We start from the raw sequence: 15,108 nt of genomic DNA on the forward strand, positions 1-15,108 counted from the left end.
TGTATTGATCCAGGTCAATAAACGGCCGCTGCATGCCGATAAAACAATGAATCAATACGACTAAAGTTATTTTTTCTTACAAATTATTATTGGCAGGGTCCATTGAGGCTGCAGGCAGCCACGCCCTGCGGCGTCTCGTCGCAGGGCGATGCCCCTTGGGCAAATCGTTGCAAGCACGTAGAATCGCGCTTCCTTTTCGCCCGTCGCCTTGAACGGTGGCAACCGGCAGCAACGACAGAGTCCGTGCCTGAACACATGACCGCACATGTGAAATAGGCTCAACCCACCCCGCCCGGCCCAGTTCCCTCACGGCCCAGCGGTTGAGTCTTGCCCAGGTCGCATCCATCCCAGGCACATCCGTGCAGCCTCTTGGCCCCTTGTCGGGCCGATTCGGCGTGCGCGTCCGAAGAGGCGCTCATTCCGCTCATCCACCTTGAGGTACGTATGTCTCCGCGTTTGCTGGCCATGGCGCTGGCGCCCCTGCTCGGGCTGTTCATCATTGCCCTGGGCAACGGCTTCATGTCTTCCCTGACCACCCTGCGCCTGGGCGCTGCCGGTGAATCGGCAACCACCATCGGTATCGTGTCGTCGAGTTACTTCATTGGCCTGACCCTTGGCGCGATCTTCAATGACCGGCTTATTCTGCGCATCGGCCATATCCGCGCCTACACCAGCTTCGCCTCGCTGATCGCTGCGACCATTTTGCTGCAGGGTCTGTTTTACGACACAACCTGGTGGTCGATCTTGCGCCTGATCAATGGCTGGGCTGCGGTCGGCGTGTTCCTGGTGATCGAGAGCTGGCTGTTGCTGGCCGGCGACGCGAAGATCCGTGGTCGCCTGCTGGCGCTGTACATGATTAGCTTCTACGGTGCTGGCGTTATCGCCCAGGCAGGCCTTGGCGAAATCACCGGCCTGGGCGATACCGCGCCGTTCATGCTCGCCGGCATGCTTGCGGCACTGTCGGTGCTGCCGATCGTGATCCTGCCACGGGTATCACCGCTGCTGGATCAGGTCGAGCCACTGAAACCGCGCCAACTGCTGGGTGTGGCACCGTCGGGCCTGGTCGGCTGCTTCGGTTCGGGCGTGGCGATTGCCGGCATTTATGCCCTGCTGCCGCTGTATCTGCAGCGCATCGGCCTAGACGTGGGGGAAGTCGGCAACATGATGGCCTGGGTGATCCTGGGCGCCATGCTGCTCCAATACCCGGTGGGTCGTTGGTCTGACCGCAAAGACCGCCAGGACGTGCTGATTGCCCTGGCCGGGCTGTGCGTGGTGCTGTCGTTGATCACCGTGTTCCTGCCTTCTGAGTCTTCATTGCTGCCCGCGATGCTGTTCCTGCTGGGGGGCGGTGTGTTCGCCCTGTACCCGGTGGCGGTCAGCCACGCTGCCGACCGTGCACCGTCCGACGCCCTGGTACCCATGATCCAGGGCTTGCTGTTGATCAACTCGCTGGGCTCGGCACTGGCGCCACTGGCGATTTCGCCGATGATGACTTCGTTTGGCGAGGCGGGGCTGTTCTGGGCCTTCGCAGTGGTTAACCTGGGCATGGTGAGCTTCTTCCTGTGGCGCCGTGGCAAGCGCCCGGCGGCGGAGCACCCGGCCCCCTTCACCGCCTCGACCACCTTCTCGCCCACCGGCGCCGAGCTGCGGGTAACCGAAGACCTGATGCATGCAGCGCAAGAACACCCGCCGCTGGAGCCTGCGGAGCATAAAGTGCCACGCCCAGAGCACAGCTGAACCCCTGGGGCTGCTGTGCAGCCCCTTTTCTTGACCACCCGTCGCCCAGAGGGCACCGCGCCGTCCCACTCCAGCCAAACGAATGACAGATCATCCGCACTGGAGATTCACCATGATCCGCATTCGCCCCCTCTCGCTGTGCCTGGCCCTGGCCATGGGTGCCATCTCCGGCACCAGCTTCGCTGCCACCGAACCCACCAACACCGACAGCCGCCCACAAACCGACCAATCCGGCGGCAAGACGGCCGGTGACGGCAGCAGCGTCAACAGCCCCGGCAGCGGCCAGGATAACGACAGCAGCAATACCGGCAGCGATACCGATGCCGCAGACGGCGCCAGTGGCGGCAGCAACAGCACGGGCGAAGCCACAGGCTCCGGTGCTGGCTACGACGGCGGCACCGCCGAGGACCAGGACAGCCGTTGAGGCCGGCCTGGGCTACACTGCGCCCCATCGCCCTGCCAAGGAATTGCCATGAACGTCAAACCCTGGCTGCTCGCAGCCCTGCTGCCATTCAGCGCACTGGCCGCAGGGCCGGGCTCTGGCGCCTTGTCGATCAGTTCATCCTCGTTCACCGACGGCGGGGTGATTGCCCTGCAACAGGTGGGGCCTGACCCGGCCTGTGGTGCCGGCGAAGCCCGCACCCCGCAGTTGAGCTGGGACAACCTGCCAGCAGGCACCCAGTCATTGGCGCTGGTGATGCTCGACCCCGACGGCGGCAAGGGCCTTGGGGTGGTGCACTGGGTCGCCTACAACATCGACCCGGCCCTGGACGGCTTGAAAGAAGGCGTAGCCGGGCAAACCACCCCCGCCGTCACGGTGGGGCGCAATTCCCGTGGGACCGCCAGCTACCGAGGCCCCTGCCCGCCCGCTGGGGACAACCCACATCACTACACACTGACGTTGATCGCCACCGACCTGGCACCCGGCATCCTGCCAGCGGAGCTCGACCGCAATGGGCTGCTGGAATTGCTGCAAGGCCATGCCTTGGGCGGGCAAACCCTTGTAGGGCGCTATGGCCACTGACATTAGCCACAATGATCGCCCCCATAGCATTTACCCATTGAACGCCGCGCCTGATCTGAAGTAAGCTCGGGCTCATTCACTGGAGAGCAACATGCCGAAACACACCTGCAATCACGCCAACCACACCGGTCGCACCCTGCGCCCTGTGCTGGCTGTTGCCGGTAGCATGGCCCCTGCCAGCTATTACTTTGGGTATTGGTTTAGCCACTAGGCGCCGCTGATACCCACACGGCGCCCACTTTCGAGGGCCGCCGAACATGAGAATACTCAAACCCCCGGTCGGCTCCCCGACCGGGGGTTTTGCTTTTCAGGCCTTTGAACATTACCGATTTACGTTGAGGACACATTCATGAACTACGCCACTTATTACGACGCAAGCACCTATGCCTGGCGATTTAGCCAATCCCGTTCGGGCCAGCCTGCCGCCTCCGTTCGGTCGTCCTTCAAGGGTGGCAACGCTGCAGACAACACACATTCAACGATCTGTCGAACACCTCGATAGGGCCGACCGCGCGGGCCAGAACCCGCCGTCCGCCCAGGGAAAAACGCCATGCACGCCTCGAACCTCGCCCTGCCCCTGACCCAACCGCAAGCCGCCAACACCACTGTCAGCCAGCGTCTGCCCAGCCCCCATCTGCTCAAGCAGCAAATGCCGCTGTCCACCGAGCTCACCCAGCAAGTCCATGCCCATCGTCAGGCCATCCGCGCCATCCTCGAAGGCCGCGACGAACGCCTGCTGGTGGTGGTCGGCCCTTGCTCGATCCACGACCCGCGCTCGGCCCTGGAATACGCCGATCGCCTGGCCGCGCTGAGCCGCGAGGTGGATGACAAGCTGCTGCTGGTGATGCGCGCCTACGTCGAAAAGCCCCGTACCACGGTGGGCTGGAAAGGCCTGGCCTACGACCCGCACCTCGATGGCAGCGACGACATGCATGCCGGCATCGCCCTGTCCCGTGGCTTGATGCTGAACATGATCGAGCGCGGCCTGCCGATAGCCACCGAACTGCTGCAACCGATGGCCGCGGGCTACTTCGATGACCTGCTGGGCTGGGCCGCCATCGGCGCACGCACCACCGAGTCGCAAGTGCACCGCGAAATGGTCAGCGGCCTTGCATTGCCGGTGGGCTTCAAAAACGGCACAGACGGCGGTATCGGCATCGCCTGCGACGCCATGCGCAGCGCCGCCCACCCGCACCGCCACTTCGGCATGGATGCGCAGGGCCATCCGGCAATCATCGAGACCCTGGGCAACCCCGATACCCACCTGGTCTTGCGGGGCGGCCACCAAGGCCCGAACTACGATGCGGCAAGCATCGCCCAGGCTCGCCAGGGCTTGGCCAAGGTGGGCTTGCAGGCGCGGATCATGGTCGATTGCAGCCATGCCAACAGCGGCAAGGACCCGGCCCGTCAACCCGCAGTGTTCGAGGACGTGCTGGCCCAGCGCGTGGCCGGTGACCGCTCGATTGTTGGCGTGATGATCGAAGGGCACCTGTTCGATGGCTGCCAGGCCTTGGGCAAAGGCGCACTCAAGTACGGCGTGTCGATCACCGATGGCTGCCTGGGTTGGGCATCGACTGAAACACTGTTGCGCGAGGCGGCACAAAAACTGTAGGCAGTCGCCAACATGCCTTGCGAGACATTTCCCGAACAAGTGCGCTAGGCTTGCGTTTTTACCCTAAGGAGCAGTACCCATGGCACGTGCCACCGCCCGCCACATCCTGGTCAGCAGCGAAGACAAATGCAACGAACTCAAAACCCAGATCGAAGCGGGTGCCGATTTCGCTGAAGTCGCCAAGGCCAACTCCACCTGCCCATCCAGCCGCCAAGGCGGCGACCTGGGCTCGTTCGGCCCGGGCCAGATGGTGCGTGAGTTCGATACCGTGGTCTTCAGCGCGCCGCTGAACGTTGTCCAGGGCCCGGTGAAAACCCAGTTCGGTTATCACCTGCTGGAAGTGACCAGCCGTCAGGACTGATACCAGGTTGTTCCTCAGGAACGACTCAACCTCTGCAGCAGCACCCTGGTGCTGCTGCCGGGGTTTGTATCGCCTGGGCTGGCTGGCATTGATCCTGTGCCTTCCCCCTAACGCCCACGCCGCACCTACCCACGCCTTGACCGTCTACGGCGAAGCCCCTCGCTACAACGAAACCTTCCGCCATTTCGACTACACCAACCCCAACGCCCCCAAGGGCGGCATGCTGCGCCGCTCGGCCCTCGAGATCGGCCAGTTCGACCATATTCTGCCGTACATCGACAAAGGCATCGGCGTCAACGAAGTCGATGGCTGGCTTTACGCGCCATTGGCCGTGCGCGCGTTCGATGAACCCTACACCGTCTACGGTCTGATTGCCCGGCGCATGGAGCGTGGCCCCGACGATGCCTGGCTACGTTTCGAAATCGACCCACGCGCCACCTTCGCCGACGGCAAACCGGTGCGCGCCGAAGACGTGCGTTTCACCTTTGAGCTGCTGATGAGCAAAGGCAGCCTCAAATACCGCACCCAGTTCGCCGATGTCACTGGGGTGACTGTCGAAGGCCCCCACCGCGTGCGCTTCGACTTCAAGCAGCCCCACGGCCGCACCCTGCCGCTGGACCTGGCAGGCCTGCCGGTGCTGCCCGAGCATGACTGGCAGCAGCGCGATTTCGCCAACGGGGCCGGCTTCGACAAACCGGTCGGCAGCGGCCCGTATCGCATCGGCCGGATCGACAATGGCCGCAGCATCACCTTTGAACGTAACCCGACCTGGTGGGCCAAAGACCTCCCAGTCAGCCGCGGCCGCTACAATTTCGACACGCTGCGTATCGAATACTTCGGCGACACCGAAGTGGCGCGGCAAGTGCTCAAAGGGGGCGGCTACGACTATAACCGCGAGTTTTCCGCCACGGCCTACACCCTCGGCTACAACGGCGCGCAGCTGGACGACGGCCGCCTGCAGCGCGCTCACCTGGGCCCGGCCAAGCCGCAAGTTGCGCAGGGGTACGTGTTCAACCTGGACAAGCCGCCGTTTCACGACCGCCGCGTGCGCCAGGCGCTGGGCATGCTCTGGGACTACGAGTGGAGCAACCGGCAGATGATGCGCAACCTCTACATCCGTCAACAGAGCGTGTTCTCCAACACCGCGCTGGCTGCCCGCGAACGGCCGGACGCGAGCGAGCTTGAACTGCTGGAGCCCTTGCGCGGCCAAGTGCCGGATGAGGTCTTCGATCAAGTATTCACGGCCCCGGTCACCGATGGCACTGGCATTATCCGCGCGCAACAGCTGCAAGCGCTGGCCTTGTTGCAGCAAGCCGGCTGGCACCCCGAGGGCGACCGCCTGGTGAACGCCCAGGGTGAGCCGCTGGAATTCACCTTCCTTAACGGCCAGGCTGGCCTGGAACGCCTGCTGCTGCCATGGAAGCGCAACTTGGCGCAGATCGGTGTCACCCTGAACATCCGCAATGTCGACTCGGCCCAGTACGTCAACCGCCTGATGGCACGTGACTACGACATGATCGTGACCGGCTACCCGGTCACGCTGTCGCCGGGTGCCGAGCTGTACAACTACTTCGGCTCGGCAGCGGCCCATGACCCTGGCTCGAACAACCTGATGGTGCTCCAGGACCCCGCCGTGGACAGCCTGATCGATGGCCTGGTGCGCGCCAGCACTCAAGCCGACATGCTGCGCCACGCCCATGCCCTGGACCGCGTGCTGCAGTGGAACTACTACTGGATCCCCAACTACTACCCACCCGGCAGCTCCACGGCCTGGTGGAACCGCTTTGGCCTGCCCAAGGTGCAGGCCGCCTATGACGAAGGCCTGGACACCTGGTGGGAAGTCAGCCCTACCCCCTTGACCAACACGCAGATGGCCGAGCGCCTGAAGGCCTCACCATGACGGCCTACATTGTGCGTCGCCTGTTGCTGATCATCCCCACGCTGCTGGCGATTTTGCTGGTCAATTTCGCAATCGTCCAGGCCGCGCCGGGGGGGCCGGTGGAGCAAGCGGTGGCGCGCTTGCAGGGTATCGGCGGCGGCGCACCCGGCGCCCGTGCCGAGGTGGCGCATGGCGAGTCGCGGGCTACCCGTGGCCTGGACCCAAAACTGATCGAAGCGATCAAGCACCAGTACGGCTTCGACAAATCAGCCCCCGAGCGCCTCTGGCTGATGCTCAGCCAGTACGCCCGCCTTGACTTCGGCCAGAGCTTTTTTCGCGGGGCCAAGGTCACTGACCTGATCCTCGACAAACTGCCGGTCACCTTGTCGCTGGGTTTCTGGGCCACACTCATCACCTACCTGGTCTCGATCCCGCTGGGCATCCGCAAGGCCGTGCGCCATGGCAGCCGCTTCGATGCCTGGAGCAGCGCGCTGATCGTGATCGGCTATGCCCTGCCCTCGTTTCTGTTCGCCTTGTTGCTGATCGTGTTGTTCGCCGGTGGCACGTCGCTCAACTGGTTCCCCGTGCGTGGCCTGGTGTCGGAAAACTTCGACCAGCTCAGCCTGCTGGGCAAGGTCGCCGACTATTTCTGGCACTTGGTGCTGCCGGTCGGCGCACTGGTGATCGGCGGCTTCGCCACCCTGACGCTGCTGACCAAGAATGCTTTTCTCGATGAGATCTCCCGCCAATACGTGGTCACGGCCCGGGCCAAGGGGCTGAGCGAACGGCGCGTGCTCTACGGCCACGTGCTGCGCAATGCCATGCTGTTGGTGGTGGCCGGGCTGCCTCAGGCGCTGATCACGGTGTTCTTCGCGGGGTCGCTGTTGATCGAAGTGATCTTCTCCCTCGATGGGCTTGGGCGGATGAGCTACGAGGCGGCCGTGTCGCGTGACTACCCGGTGGTGTTCGGCACACTGTTCATCTTCACCCTGACGGGTTTGTTGATCCGCCTGATCGGCGATGTGTGCTACACCCTGCTCGACCCACGCATCGACTTCGACACGAGGGCCAACTGATGCTCTCGCCCGTTTCGCGCCGCCGCCTGCAACGCTTTCGTCGCAACCGCCGCGGCTGGGTTTCGCTGTGGCTGTTCGCCGCGCTTTTGCTGCTGAGCCTGGGCGCGGAGCTGGTAGCCAACGACAAACCCTTGCTGCTGGGCTACAAGGGTGAGCTGTACACCCCGGCCCTCAAGCGTTACACCGAGCAGCAATTCGGCGGCCAGTTGCCGTTCCAGCCGGACTACCGCAGTGCCTACGTGCGCCAGTTGATCGAGGGCCAAGGCGGCTGGATGCTGTTTGCACCGATCCCATTCAGTGCCGACACACCGAACTACGACCTGCAAGTGCCAACCCCCAGCCCGCCCAGCGCGAGCAACTGGCTCGGCACCGACGACCAGGGCCGCGATGTGCTGGCCCGGGTGCTGTACGGCACCCGGGTGTCGCTGCTGTTCGCCTTTGCCTTGACCGTGGTCAGCGTGCTGATCGGCGTAACCGCCGGGGCCTTGCAGGGCTACCACGGCGGTTGGGTCGACCTGCTCGGGCAGCGCTTGCTGGAGGTCTGGTCGGGGTTGCCGGTGCTGTACCTGTTGATCATCCTCAGCGGCTTTGTCGAGCCTGATTTCTGGTGGTTGCTGGGGATCATGGCGCTGTTCTCGTGGCTGGCCCTGGTAGACGTGGTGCGTGCCGAGTTCTTGCGGGGGCGCAACCTGGAGTACGTGAAAGCTGCGCGGGCGCTGGGGTTGCCAGACAGCCAGGTGATGCTGCGGCACATCCTGCCCAATGCCATGAATGCCACCCTGACCTATGTGCCGTTCATGTTGACCGGGGCAATCACCACCTTGACCGCACTGGACTTTCTGGGTTTCGGCATGCCGGCGGGGAGTGCTTCTCTGGGTGAACTGGTGACCCAGGGCAAGCAGCACCTGGAGGCCCCCTGGCTTGGATTTACCGCGTTTTTCGCGCTGGCGGTGATTCTGTCGCTGCTGGTGTTTATCGGCGATGCGCTGCGCGAGGCGTTTGACCCGCGTGGTTAATGCACTATCCCTGTAGGAGCACCCGCATGACCCTCAAAGGCAAGACTGCACTCGTCACCGGTTCCACCAGCGGTATCGGCCTGGGCATCGCCCAGGTGCTGGCCCGTGCCGGAGCCGACATCCTGCTCAACGGTTTTGGCGACCCGGCACCGGCGATGGCCGAAATTGCCCGCCACGGCGTAAAGGTCGCCCATCACCCCGCCGACCTGTCCGACGTGGCACAGATCGAAGCGCTGTTCGCCATGGCCGAACGTGAGTTCGGCGGCGTCGACATCCTCGTCAACAACGCCGGTATCCAGCACGTGGCGCCGGTGGAGCAGTTTCCGGTCGAAAGCTGGGACAAGATCATCGCCCTGAATCTTTCGGCAGTGTTCCACGGCACCCGCCTGGCCCTGCCCGGCATGCGCGCACGCAACTGGGGGCGGATCATCAATATCGCGTCGGTGCACGGGCTGGTGGGCTCGACCGGCAAGGCCGCCTACGTGGCGGCCAAGCATGGCGTGGTCGGCCTGACCAAGGTCGTGGGCCTGGAAACCGCCACCAGCAATGTCACCTGCAATGCCATCTGCCCTGGCTGGGTGCTGACCCCGCTGGTGCAAAAGCAGATCGACGATCGCGCCGCACAGGGTGTCGAACCGTTGCAGGCACAGCAGGCGTTGCTGGCCGAGAAGCAGCCTTCCTTGGCCTTCGTCACCCCCGAGCACTTGGGCGAGCTGGTACTATTTCTGTGCAGCGAGGCCGCAAGCCAGGTTCGCGGTGCCGCCTGGAATGTCGACGGCGGCTGGCTGGCCCAGTGAGGGCCGGCGTAGATCTGGCACGAGTCTCGCACCTATTCAACTGCAAGGAGGCCTTCATGCGCCCAACCCCACTGTCCGCGATCCTGACCTTGACCCTGGCTGCTGCCGCTCCGGCAATGGCCGCCAGCCTGAAGGACGTCGCGCCCTATCCCGAGGCGGAAAAAGGCTACACCCGGCAGGTCATCCACCTACCAGCCCAGGCCGATGAATCGGCCTACAAACTGGAAATTCTCGCGGGCAAAACGCTCAAGGTCGACTGCAACCGCCAGCGCCTGGCCGGCAGCCTTGAGGAACGTACCCTCGAAGGCTGGGGCTACAACTACTACCGCCTGGACAAGGTCGGCGGCCCTGCCAGCACACTGATGGCCTGCCCGGATGGCAAGAAGACCGACGCCTTTGTACCCGTGGTGGGTGAAGGTTTCATGCTGCGCTACAACAGCAAGTTGCCGGTGGTGGTGTATGTGCCCAATGATGTCGAGGTGCGATACCGCGTATGGTCGGCCTCGGCAGAGGTGCAAAAGGCTAAAGTGGAATAACAAGGCCACTTAACACCGGCGGTGGAGCAGCCTTGTGCTGCTCTTACTCCCAACAACGGGAGGTTCGCCATGAACGACGTACTCTGGAGCCCCTCCACCGCACAGATCGAAGCCAGCCGGATGGTTGCGTTCCGCCGCTGGGTCAATCTGCGCTACAACCTCGAATTGAACGACTATCAGGCACTGCACCGCTGGAGCATCGAGCAGCGGGCAAGCTTCTGGCAGAGCCTTGCCGAATACTTTCATGTCATCTGGCAACACCCGCCGACCCACGTGTTGCGCGAAGGGCCGCAGATGGCCGATGCCCAGTGGTTCGTCGAGGCCACCCTCAACTACGCCGAACACCTGCTGCGCCGGCGCGACGACCGCCCGGCAGTGATCGCCGTGCGCGAAGACGGCCAGCGCCGGGTGCTGACCCATGCGCAATTGGCCGCCCAGGTCGCGGGGCTGCAACGGGCGTTCGAGGCCGCCGGTGTCAAACCGGGCGACCGCATCGCCGCCGTAATGCCCAATACCTGGGAAACCCTGGTCGCCATGCTGGCTTGCACCAGCCTCGGCGCGGTCTGGTCCAGCGCTTCACCCGAATTCGGTGTGCACGGCATCATCGACCGTTTCGGTCAGATCACCCCCAAGCTGCTGATTGTTTGCGCCGGTTACCACTATGCCGGCAAGGCCATCGATCAGGTCGACAAGGTCAACCAGGTGTGCGCCCAGTTGCCAGGCCTTGAGCAACTGATCGTGGTGCCCCATACCCGCAGCGCGACACGCGCCGACGAATTCCACGCGGCCCGTGTCGACCTGTGGGAGGGCTTTTTCCAGCCCGGTGGCGTGCCCCGGTTCACCGCGCTGCCGTTCGATCACCCACTGTGCATCCTCTACTCCAGCGGCACCACCGGCGTGCCCAAGTGCATCGTCCACCGCGCCGGTGGCGTGCTGCTGCAGCACCTCAAGGAACATAGCCTACACAATGAACTCAAGGCCGATGATGTGCTGTTCTACTACACCACCTGCGGCTGGATGATGTGGAACTGGCTGGCCAGCGGCCTGGCCGTAGGCGCCACACTGGTGCTGTATGACGGCTCGCCTTTCCACCCTGGGCCAGAGCGGCTGCTGGACCTGATCGACGCCGAGGGCATCCACGCCTTCGGTACCAGCGCCAAGTACCTGGCCGCACTCGAACAGGCAGGCCTTGAGCCTGCAAGCAGTCATCGGCTGGACAGCCTGCGGCTGATCCTCTCGACCGGTTCGCCACTGTCGCCGCACAGCTACGACTACGTTTACCGCAAGGTCAAGACCGATGTGTGCCTGGCGTCCATGTCCGGCGGCACCGATATCGTGTCCTGCTTCGTGCTGGGTAACCCGACCCTGCCCGTGCATCGCGGCGAAATCCAGTGCAAAGGGCTGGGCATGGCGGTGGAGGTCTGGAATGCGCAGCGCCAGAGCGTGTACGACGAAAAAGGCGAACTGGTATGCCTGCAGCCTTTTCCGTCCATGCCGCTGGGCTTCTGGCATGACCCCGACGGCAGCCGTTACCATGAAGCTTACTTCAGCCAGTTTCCAGGCGTCTGGGCCCAGGGCGACTATGCCGAGCAACGCGCCAGCGGCGGCATGGTCATCCACGGCCGCTCCGATGCCGTGCTCAACCCTGGCGGGGTGCGCATCGGTACCGCAGAGATCTACCGCCAGGTGGAAAAGGTCGAGCAGGTGCTGGAAAGCGTCGCCATCGGTCAGGACTGGAAAGGCGATGTGCGCGTGGTGCTGTTCGTGCGTCTGCAAGATGGCCTGCAGCTAGACGACGCCTTGCGCCAACGCATCCGCCAGGTGATACGCCAGTACACCACGCCGCGCCATGTACCTGCGGTGATTGCCCAGGTGAGCGACATCCCGCGTACCATCAGCGGCAAGCTGGTGGAGCTGGCGATTCGCGATGTGGTGCACGGTTTACCGGTGAAAAACACCGACGCACTGGCCAACCCCGAGGCGCTGGAGCAGTTCCGCGACCGCAAAGAGCTGCGCGATCAGGCATAATAGCGCCCTTTTTTTACCCCGAAGCACAGGTGCCCCATGAAAGCTCAAGCCCGCCACATCCTGGTCAAGACCGCTGACGAAGCCGAAAAGCTCAAGCAGCGCATCGCCAATGGCGAGGCTTTCGACGTGCTGGCGAAGAAGTTCTCCACCTGCCCGTCGGGCAAGCGCGGTGGTGATCTGGGTGAGGTGCGCCCCGGCCAGATGGTCGGCGCCATCGACCAAGTCATTTTCAAAAAACCGCTGCGCGTGGTGCATGGGCCGATCAAGAGCAAGTTCGGCTACCACTTGGTGCAGACCTTCTACCGCGACTGAAACCCCAGGTGGCCACCAGCCACCTAGCATTATTGCCAGTTGTTCAACGCCCGGCATTTCCCTACAACTCCGGCAGGACCGAGGCGGCACGTGCAAGTGCCGTTCCAGGTAGTGGTCCCCTTCCAGAGGACCCGGAGACCTGCCGATGCGTTATCACCGTTTGCTTTCACCTGCCGCGCTGCCACTGCTTGTCCTGCCCTCGCTTGGCTACCCAGCCTCATTGACCGTCTTGCCCGGCGAAACCCTGGGTGCGGTCGTACAAACCCAGCAAATCGATACCTTCACCATGACCGGCGGCACGCTCCAGTCATTGAACCAGGGGCAAGGTTTCGATGATTTACAATTGCTGGCCGGCCAAGGGGGTTGCCCGCCAGTTGGGGCCAGGCCTATGGCGGTTTCAAGGTAGGTCAGGACCTGTATGCAAAGGTCAATGACAACGACTATCGCCAGCATGTGGGCCTGTACGTCAGCCACAGTCGCCTGGAAGCCGACGTCAAAGGTTTTGCCCTGGCGGTGGAAAACCGCAGTGTCGGTGACCTGAAACTCGATGGCGATAGCGTCGGCGTTTACTGGACGCTGGTTGAGCCACAGCGTGGGTACCTGGATGCTGTGCTGCAGTACACCGACCTCGATGGCCGGGCGCGCTCCAACCGTGGCGACAAGTTGAACCTCAATGGCCATGCCTGGACCGCTTCGCTGGAAACCGGCTACCCCATCGCCTTGTCGCAACGCTGGACCTTGGAGCCGCAAGCCCAGTTGATCGCCCAGAAAGTCTCGCTGGACACCGCCAGCGACAGCGTCTCGCGCATCAGCCACGACGCCCAGGTGGAACTCACCGGGCGCCTGGGTGCACGCCTTGCAGGCACCTTCACTGGCACCAGCGGGCGTCTGCTGCAGCCGTATGCGCAGGTCAATCTGTGGCATGGCGACGGTGGCCGCGACACCTTGACCTTCGATGGCATAGACAGAATCAAGACCGACTACCGCTACACCTCGGTGCAACTCGAAAGCGGCGTGGTCGCGCAAGTCAGTGAAGCGCTGAGCCTGCATGGCGGGGTGCAGTACAGCACCAACCTGGACAGCCGCCAGCAGGAAGCCAGCGGCGTCAACCTGGGAGTTCGCTGGCAGTTCTAGCGGCGGGCCGCCAACAGGCCAAGGCCAGCGCAGCCAAGCAAGGAGGCGCTGACCCGGTTGAACATCCGGCGCGGCCCTGGTTGGCTGAACCAGCGCTGCATGTAAGCGCCCAAGCCTGAATAAATGGCAATGGCCGCCCACTCAAGCAGCAGGAACAAAACGCCCAACCAGAGGAACTGCTCGCTCACCGGGGTGGCGCTGCCGACTGAGATGAACTGCGGCAGGAAAGCGGTAAAGATCAGGATGGCCTTGGGGTTGCCCGCCGCCACCCAAAACTCCTGCCGCGCCAGGCGCCAGGTGCCGCGTGGGTGATCATCCGCCACCACCGCCTCGCCCACGGGTGCACGCCACAGCTGCCAGGCAATGTAGAACAGGTACGCAGCGCCAATCACCTTGATGGCGAGGAACAGGTATTCACTGGTATGCAGCACCACCGCCAGGCCCATGGCCGCCAAGGCGATCATGCCGCTGAAGGCGACAATGCGCCCGCCACCGGCCACGCAGGCCGTGCGCAGGCCATAGCGGCTGGCATTGTGCAACGACAGCAGGTTGTTGGGCCCGGGCGCCATGTTCAGGGCGAAGCAGGCGGGGATGAACAGCAGCAGGCTGGCAAGATCCATTATTGTTTTCCTCTGACATCAGGCGCCTATTTCGACTGCAGACGCACACGGGGTCAAGCTACAGCCAGGCGAAAAAACTGTATGGGTCACCTGCAACTGTTAAGCTTTTGCCCTTGCCGAGGACCCCTTCATGCCCCGCTCACAAGCCGCTGTTTGGCGCGATGCTGCCCTGCCCTTCGTCGAAAGCCGCCGCGCGTGCCACAGCCGCGCCTGCTACAAGGCCCATAGCCATCCGACCTTTTCCATGGGCGCGGTGGATGCTGGCTTCAGCCTGTTTACCGGCGCAAGCAGTGGCCCGCAACGCCTGACACCCGGCACCCTGGTGATGGTCCCGGCAAGGCGTGTGCACGCCTGCAACCCAGAGCCTGGCCAGGCCTGGAGCTACCAGATGCTGCATGTGGATGCCGACTGGTTGGCGCAGCTGCGCATAGAGTCCGGGCTGCGGGGTGCACAACCTGGCGAGCCGGCCCGTATCAGCCGCGCTCCCGAGCTGTACCGTCAATTTTGCGTGCTGAACGCGCTGCTGTTTTCCAGTGCCAGCCCTGGCGAGAAAGAGGCGGCGCTGATTGCCTTCCTGGGGGATCAGGACTTCTGCATGTATCCGATGCTGGAGGCGGAACCCGCACTGGGGCCCTCCATGCTCAGTGGCCTGGTCGACCAGATCGAGGCAGAGGACCCTGCACAATTGAGCCTTGCGTTGCTGGCCCGTGATACAGGCCTGGGGCGTTATCAGTTGATCCGAGCGTTTCGCACCGCGACCGGGCTGACACCCCATGCTTACCTGATCAATGCCAAGGTCAATCGCGGGCGCCAACTGCTGAACCAGGGCCAGGCGTTGGCCCAGGTTGCCTACCAGCTCGGGTTTGCCGACCAAAGCCACTTTCAGCGGGTGTTCAAGGCCCACGTGGGGGTAACGCCCGGGCAGTACCGTGGCGGTTCAAGCCCTGCGCAATAATCTTCAATACGCGCCCCATGC

At 63.6% G+C, this 15,108-nt stretch carries 14 protein-coding genes and 1 pseudogene; 14 read left to right on the forward strand and 1 reads right to left on the reverse strand.

From position 1 onward, the window contains the following. The first annotated feature begins 444 nt into the window (after nucleotides 1-444). The 13 genes and pseudogenes from ACSSU5_RS24755 to ACSSU5_RS24815 all read left to right on the forward strand — a co-directional run. On the forward strand, nucleotides 445-1,737 hold the full coding sequence (locus ACSSU5_RS24755; protein ID WP_264313185.1) for an MFS transporter: 1,293 nt from the start codon (nucleotides 445-447) through the stop codon (nucleotides 1,735-1,737). A 112-nt stretch (nucleotides 1,738-1,849) separates the two neighbouring features. Further along, nucleotides 1,850-2,161 carry a hypothetical protein gene (locus tag ACSSU5_RS24760; protein WP_492560104.1) on the forward strand — a complete coding sequence of 104 codons (312 nt, stop codon included), beginning with the start codon at nucleotides 1,850-1,852 and terminating at the stop codon, nucleotides 2,159-2,161. 48 nt (nucleotides 2,162-2,209) lie between these two features. Beyond that, nucleotides 2,210-2,761, forward strand: a complete 552-nt coding sequence (locus tag ACSSU5_RS24765; RefSeq protein ID WP_492560105.1) for a YbhB/YbcL family Raf kinase inhibitor-like protein — start codon at nucleotides 2,210-2,212, stop codon at nucleotides 2,759-2,761. A 550-nt stretch (nucleotides 2,762-3,311) separates the two neighbouring features. Continuing rightward, nucleotides 3,312-4,373: a 3-deoxy-7-phosphoheptulonate synthase gene (locus ACSSU5_RS24770; protein ID WP_264313182.1), complete on the forward strand. Its 1,062-nt coding sequence runs from the start codon at nucleotides 3,312-3,314 to the stop codon at nucleotides 4,371-4,373. Between the two features lie 79 nt (nucleotides 4,374-4,452). Continuing rightward, nucleotides 4,453-4,734, forward strand: a complete 282-nt coding sequence (locus ACSSU5_RS24775) for a peptidylprolyl isomerase (protein ID WP_264313181.1) — start codon at nucleotides 4,453-4,455, stop codon at nucleotides 4,732-4,734. A 64-nt stretch (nucleotides 4,735-4,798) separates the two neighbouring features. Next, nucleotides 4,799-6,634 (forward strand): extracellular solute-binding protein, encoded by a 1,836-nt coding sequence (locus tag ACSSU5_RS24780; protein ID WP_492560106.1) that lies wholly within the window; start codon nucleotides 4,799-4,801, stop codon nucleotides 6,632-6,634. Next, nucleotides 6,631-7,689, forward strand: coding sequence for a microcin C ABC transporter permease YejB (locus ACSSU5_RS24785; protein ID WP_492560107.1), 1,059 nt, complete (start codon nucleotides 6,631-6,633; stop codon nucleotides 7,687-7,689). The genes ACSSU5_RS24780 and ACSSU5_RS24785 overlap by 4 nt, the downstream gene beginning before the upstream one ends. Further along, on the forward strand, nucleotides 7,689-8,705 hold the full coding sequence (locus tag ACSSU5_RS24790) for an ABC transporter permease (RefSeq protein WP_264313179.1): 1,017 nt from the start codon (nucleotides 7,689-7,691) through the stop codon (nucleotides 8,703-8,705). The genes ACSSU5_RS24785 and ACSSU5_RS24790 overlap by 1 nt, the downstream gene beginning before the upstream one ends. Nucleotides 8,706-8,731: 26 nt before the next feature. Then, nucleotides 8,732-9,502 (forward strand): 3-hydroxybutyrate dehydrogenase, encoded by a 771-nt coding sequence (gene hbdH, locus ACSSU5_RS24795; protein ID WP_492560108.1) that lies wholly within the window; start codon nucleotides 8,732-8,734, stop codon nucleotides 9,500-9,502. Nucleotides 9,503-9,558: 56 nt separating this feature from the next. After that, nucleotides 9,559-10,038, forward strand: coding sequence for a serine protease inhibitor ecotin (eco, locus tag ACSSU5_RS24800; protein WP_492560109.1), 480 nt, complete (start codon nucleotides 9,559-9,561; stop codon nucleotides 10,036-10,038). A gap of 69 nt (nucleotides 10,039-10,107) precedes the next feature. Continuing rightward, nucleotides 10,108-12,066 carry an acetoacetate--CoA ligase gene (locus ACSSU5_RS24805; protein ID WP_492560110.1) on the forward strand — a complete coding sequence of 653 codons (1,959 nt, stop codon included), beginning with the start codon at nucleotides 10,108-10,110 and terminating at the stop codon, nucleotides 12,064-12,066. A gap of 36 nt (nucleotides 12,067-12,102) precedes the next feature. Further along, nucleotides 12,103-12,378 (forward strand): peptidylprolyl isomerase, encoded by a 276-nt coding sequence (locus ACSSU5_RS24810; protein ID WP_009686637.1) that lies wholly within the window; start codon nucleotides 12,103-12,105, stop codon nucleotides 12,376-12,378. Between the two features lie 316 nt (nucleotides 12,379-12,694). After that, nucleotides 12,695-13,512, forward strand: a pseudogene (locus ACSSU5_RS24815) (autotransporter outer membrane beta-barrel domain-containing protein); the annotation flags it as partial. Here the strand turns inward: ACSSU5_RS24815 and ACSSU5_RS24820 are convergent. Continuing rightward, a complete protein-coding gene (locus ACSSU5_RS24820) occupies nucleotides 13,509-14,132 on the reverse strand; it encodes a LysE family translocator (protein WP_264313175.1) in 624 nt (207 codons plus the stop codon). The pseudogene ACSSU5_RS24815 and the gene ACSSU5_RS24820 sit on opposite strands and share 4 nt — an antisense overlap. Nucleotides 14,133-14,262: 130 nt before the next feature. On the opposite strand from ACSSU5_RS24820, the gene ACSSU5_RS24825 reads away from it, so the two are divergent. Beyond that, on the forward strand, nucleotides 14,263-15,087 hold the full coding sequence (locus ACSSU5_RS24825; protein ID WP_492560111.1) for a helix-turn-helix domain-containing protein: 825 nt from the start codon (nucleotides 14,263-14,265) through the stop codon (nucleotides 15,085-15,087). Nucleotides 15,088-15,108 lie beyond the last annotated feature (21 nt).

This window comes from Pseudomonas sp. E1MeOHC2, assembly GCF_058745025.1.

Bases quoted from the DNA above. Each gene is read 5' to 3' on its own strand.
- ACSSU5_RS24755 (WP_264313185.1), top strand. From the start codon at position 445: ATGTCTCCGCGTTTGCTGGCCATGGCGCTGGCGCCCCTGCTCGGGCTG.
- ACSSU5_RS24760 (WP_492560104.1), top strand. From the start codon at position 1,850: ATGATCCGCATTCGCCCCCTCTCGCTGTGCCTGGCCCTGGCCATGGGT.
- ACSSU5_RS24765 (WP_492560105.1), top strand. From the start codon at position 2,210: ATGAACGTCAAACCCTGGCTGCTCGCAGCCCTGCTGCCATTCAGCGCA.
- ACSSU5_RS24770 (WP_264313182.1), top strand. From the start codon at position 3,312: ATGCACGCCTCGAACCTCGCCCTGCCCCTGACCCAACCGCAAGCCGCC.
- ACSSU5_RS24775 (WP_264313181.1), top strand. From the start codon at position 4,453: ATGGCACGTGCCACCGCCCGCCACATCCTGGTCAGCAGCGAAGACAAA.
- ACSSU5_RS24785 (WP_492560107.1), top strand. From the start codon at position 6,631: ATGACGGCCTACATTGTGCGTCGCCTGTTGCTGATCATCCCCACGCTG.
- ACSSU5_RS24790 (WP_264313179.1), top strand. From the start codon at position 7,689: ATGCTCTCGCCCGTTTCGCGCCGCCGCCTGCAACGCTTTCGTCGCAAC.
- hbdH (WP_492560108.1), top strand. From the start codon at position 8,732: ATGACCCTCAAAGGCAAGACTGCACTCGTCACCGGTTCCACCAGCGGT.
- eco (WP_492560109.1), top strand. From the start codon at position 9,559: ATGCGCCCAACCCCACTGTCCGCGATCCTGACCTTGACCCTGGCTGCT.
- ACSSU5_RS24805 (WP_492560110.1), top strand. From the start codon at position 10,108: ATGAACGACGTACTCTGGAGCCCCTCCACCGCACAGATCGAAGCCAGC.
- ACSSU5_RS24810 (WP_009686637.1), top strand. From the start codon at position 12,103: ATGAAAGCTCAAGCCCGCCACATCCTGGTCAAGACCGCTGACGAAGCC.
- ACSSU5_RS24820 (WP_264313175.1), bottom strand. From the start codon at position 14,132: ATGGATCTTGCCAGCCTGCTGCTGTTCATCCCCGCCTGCTTCGCCCTG.
- ACSSU5_RS24825 (WP_492560111.1), top strand. From the start codon at position 14,263: ATGCCCCGCTCACAAGCCGCTGTTTGGCGCGATGCTGCCCTGCCCTTC.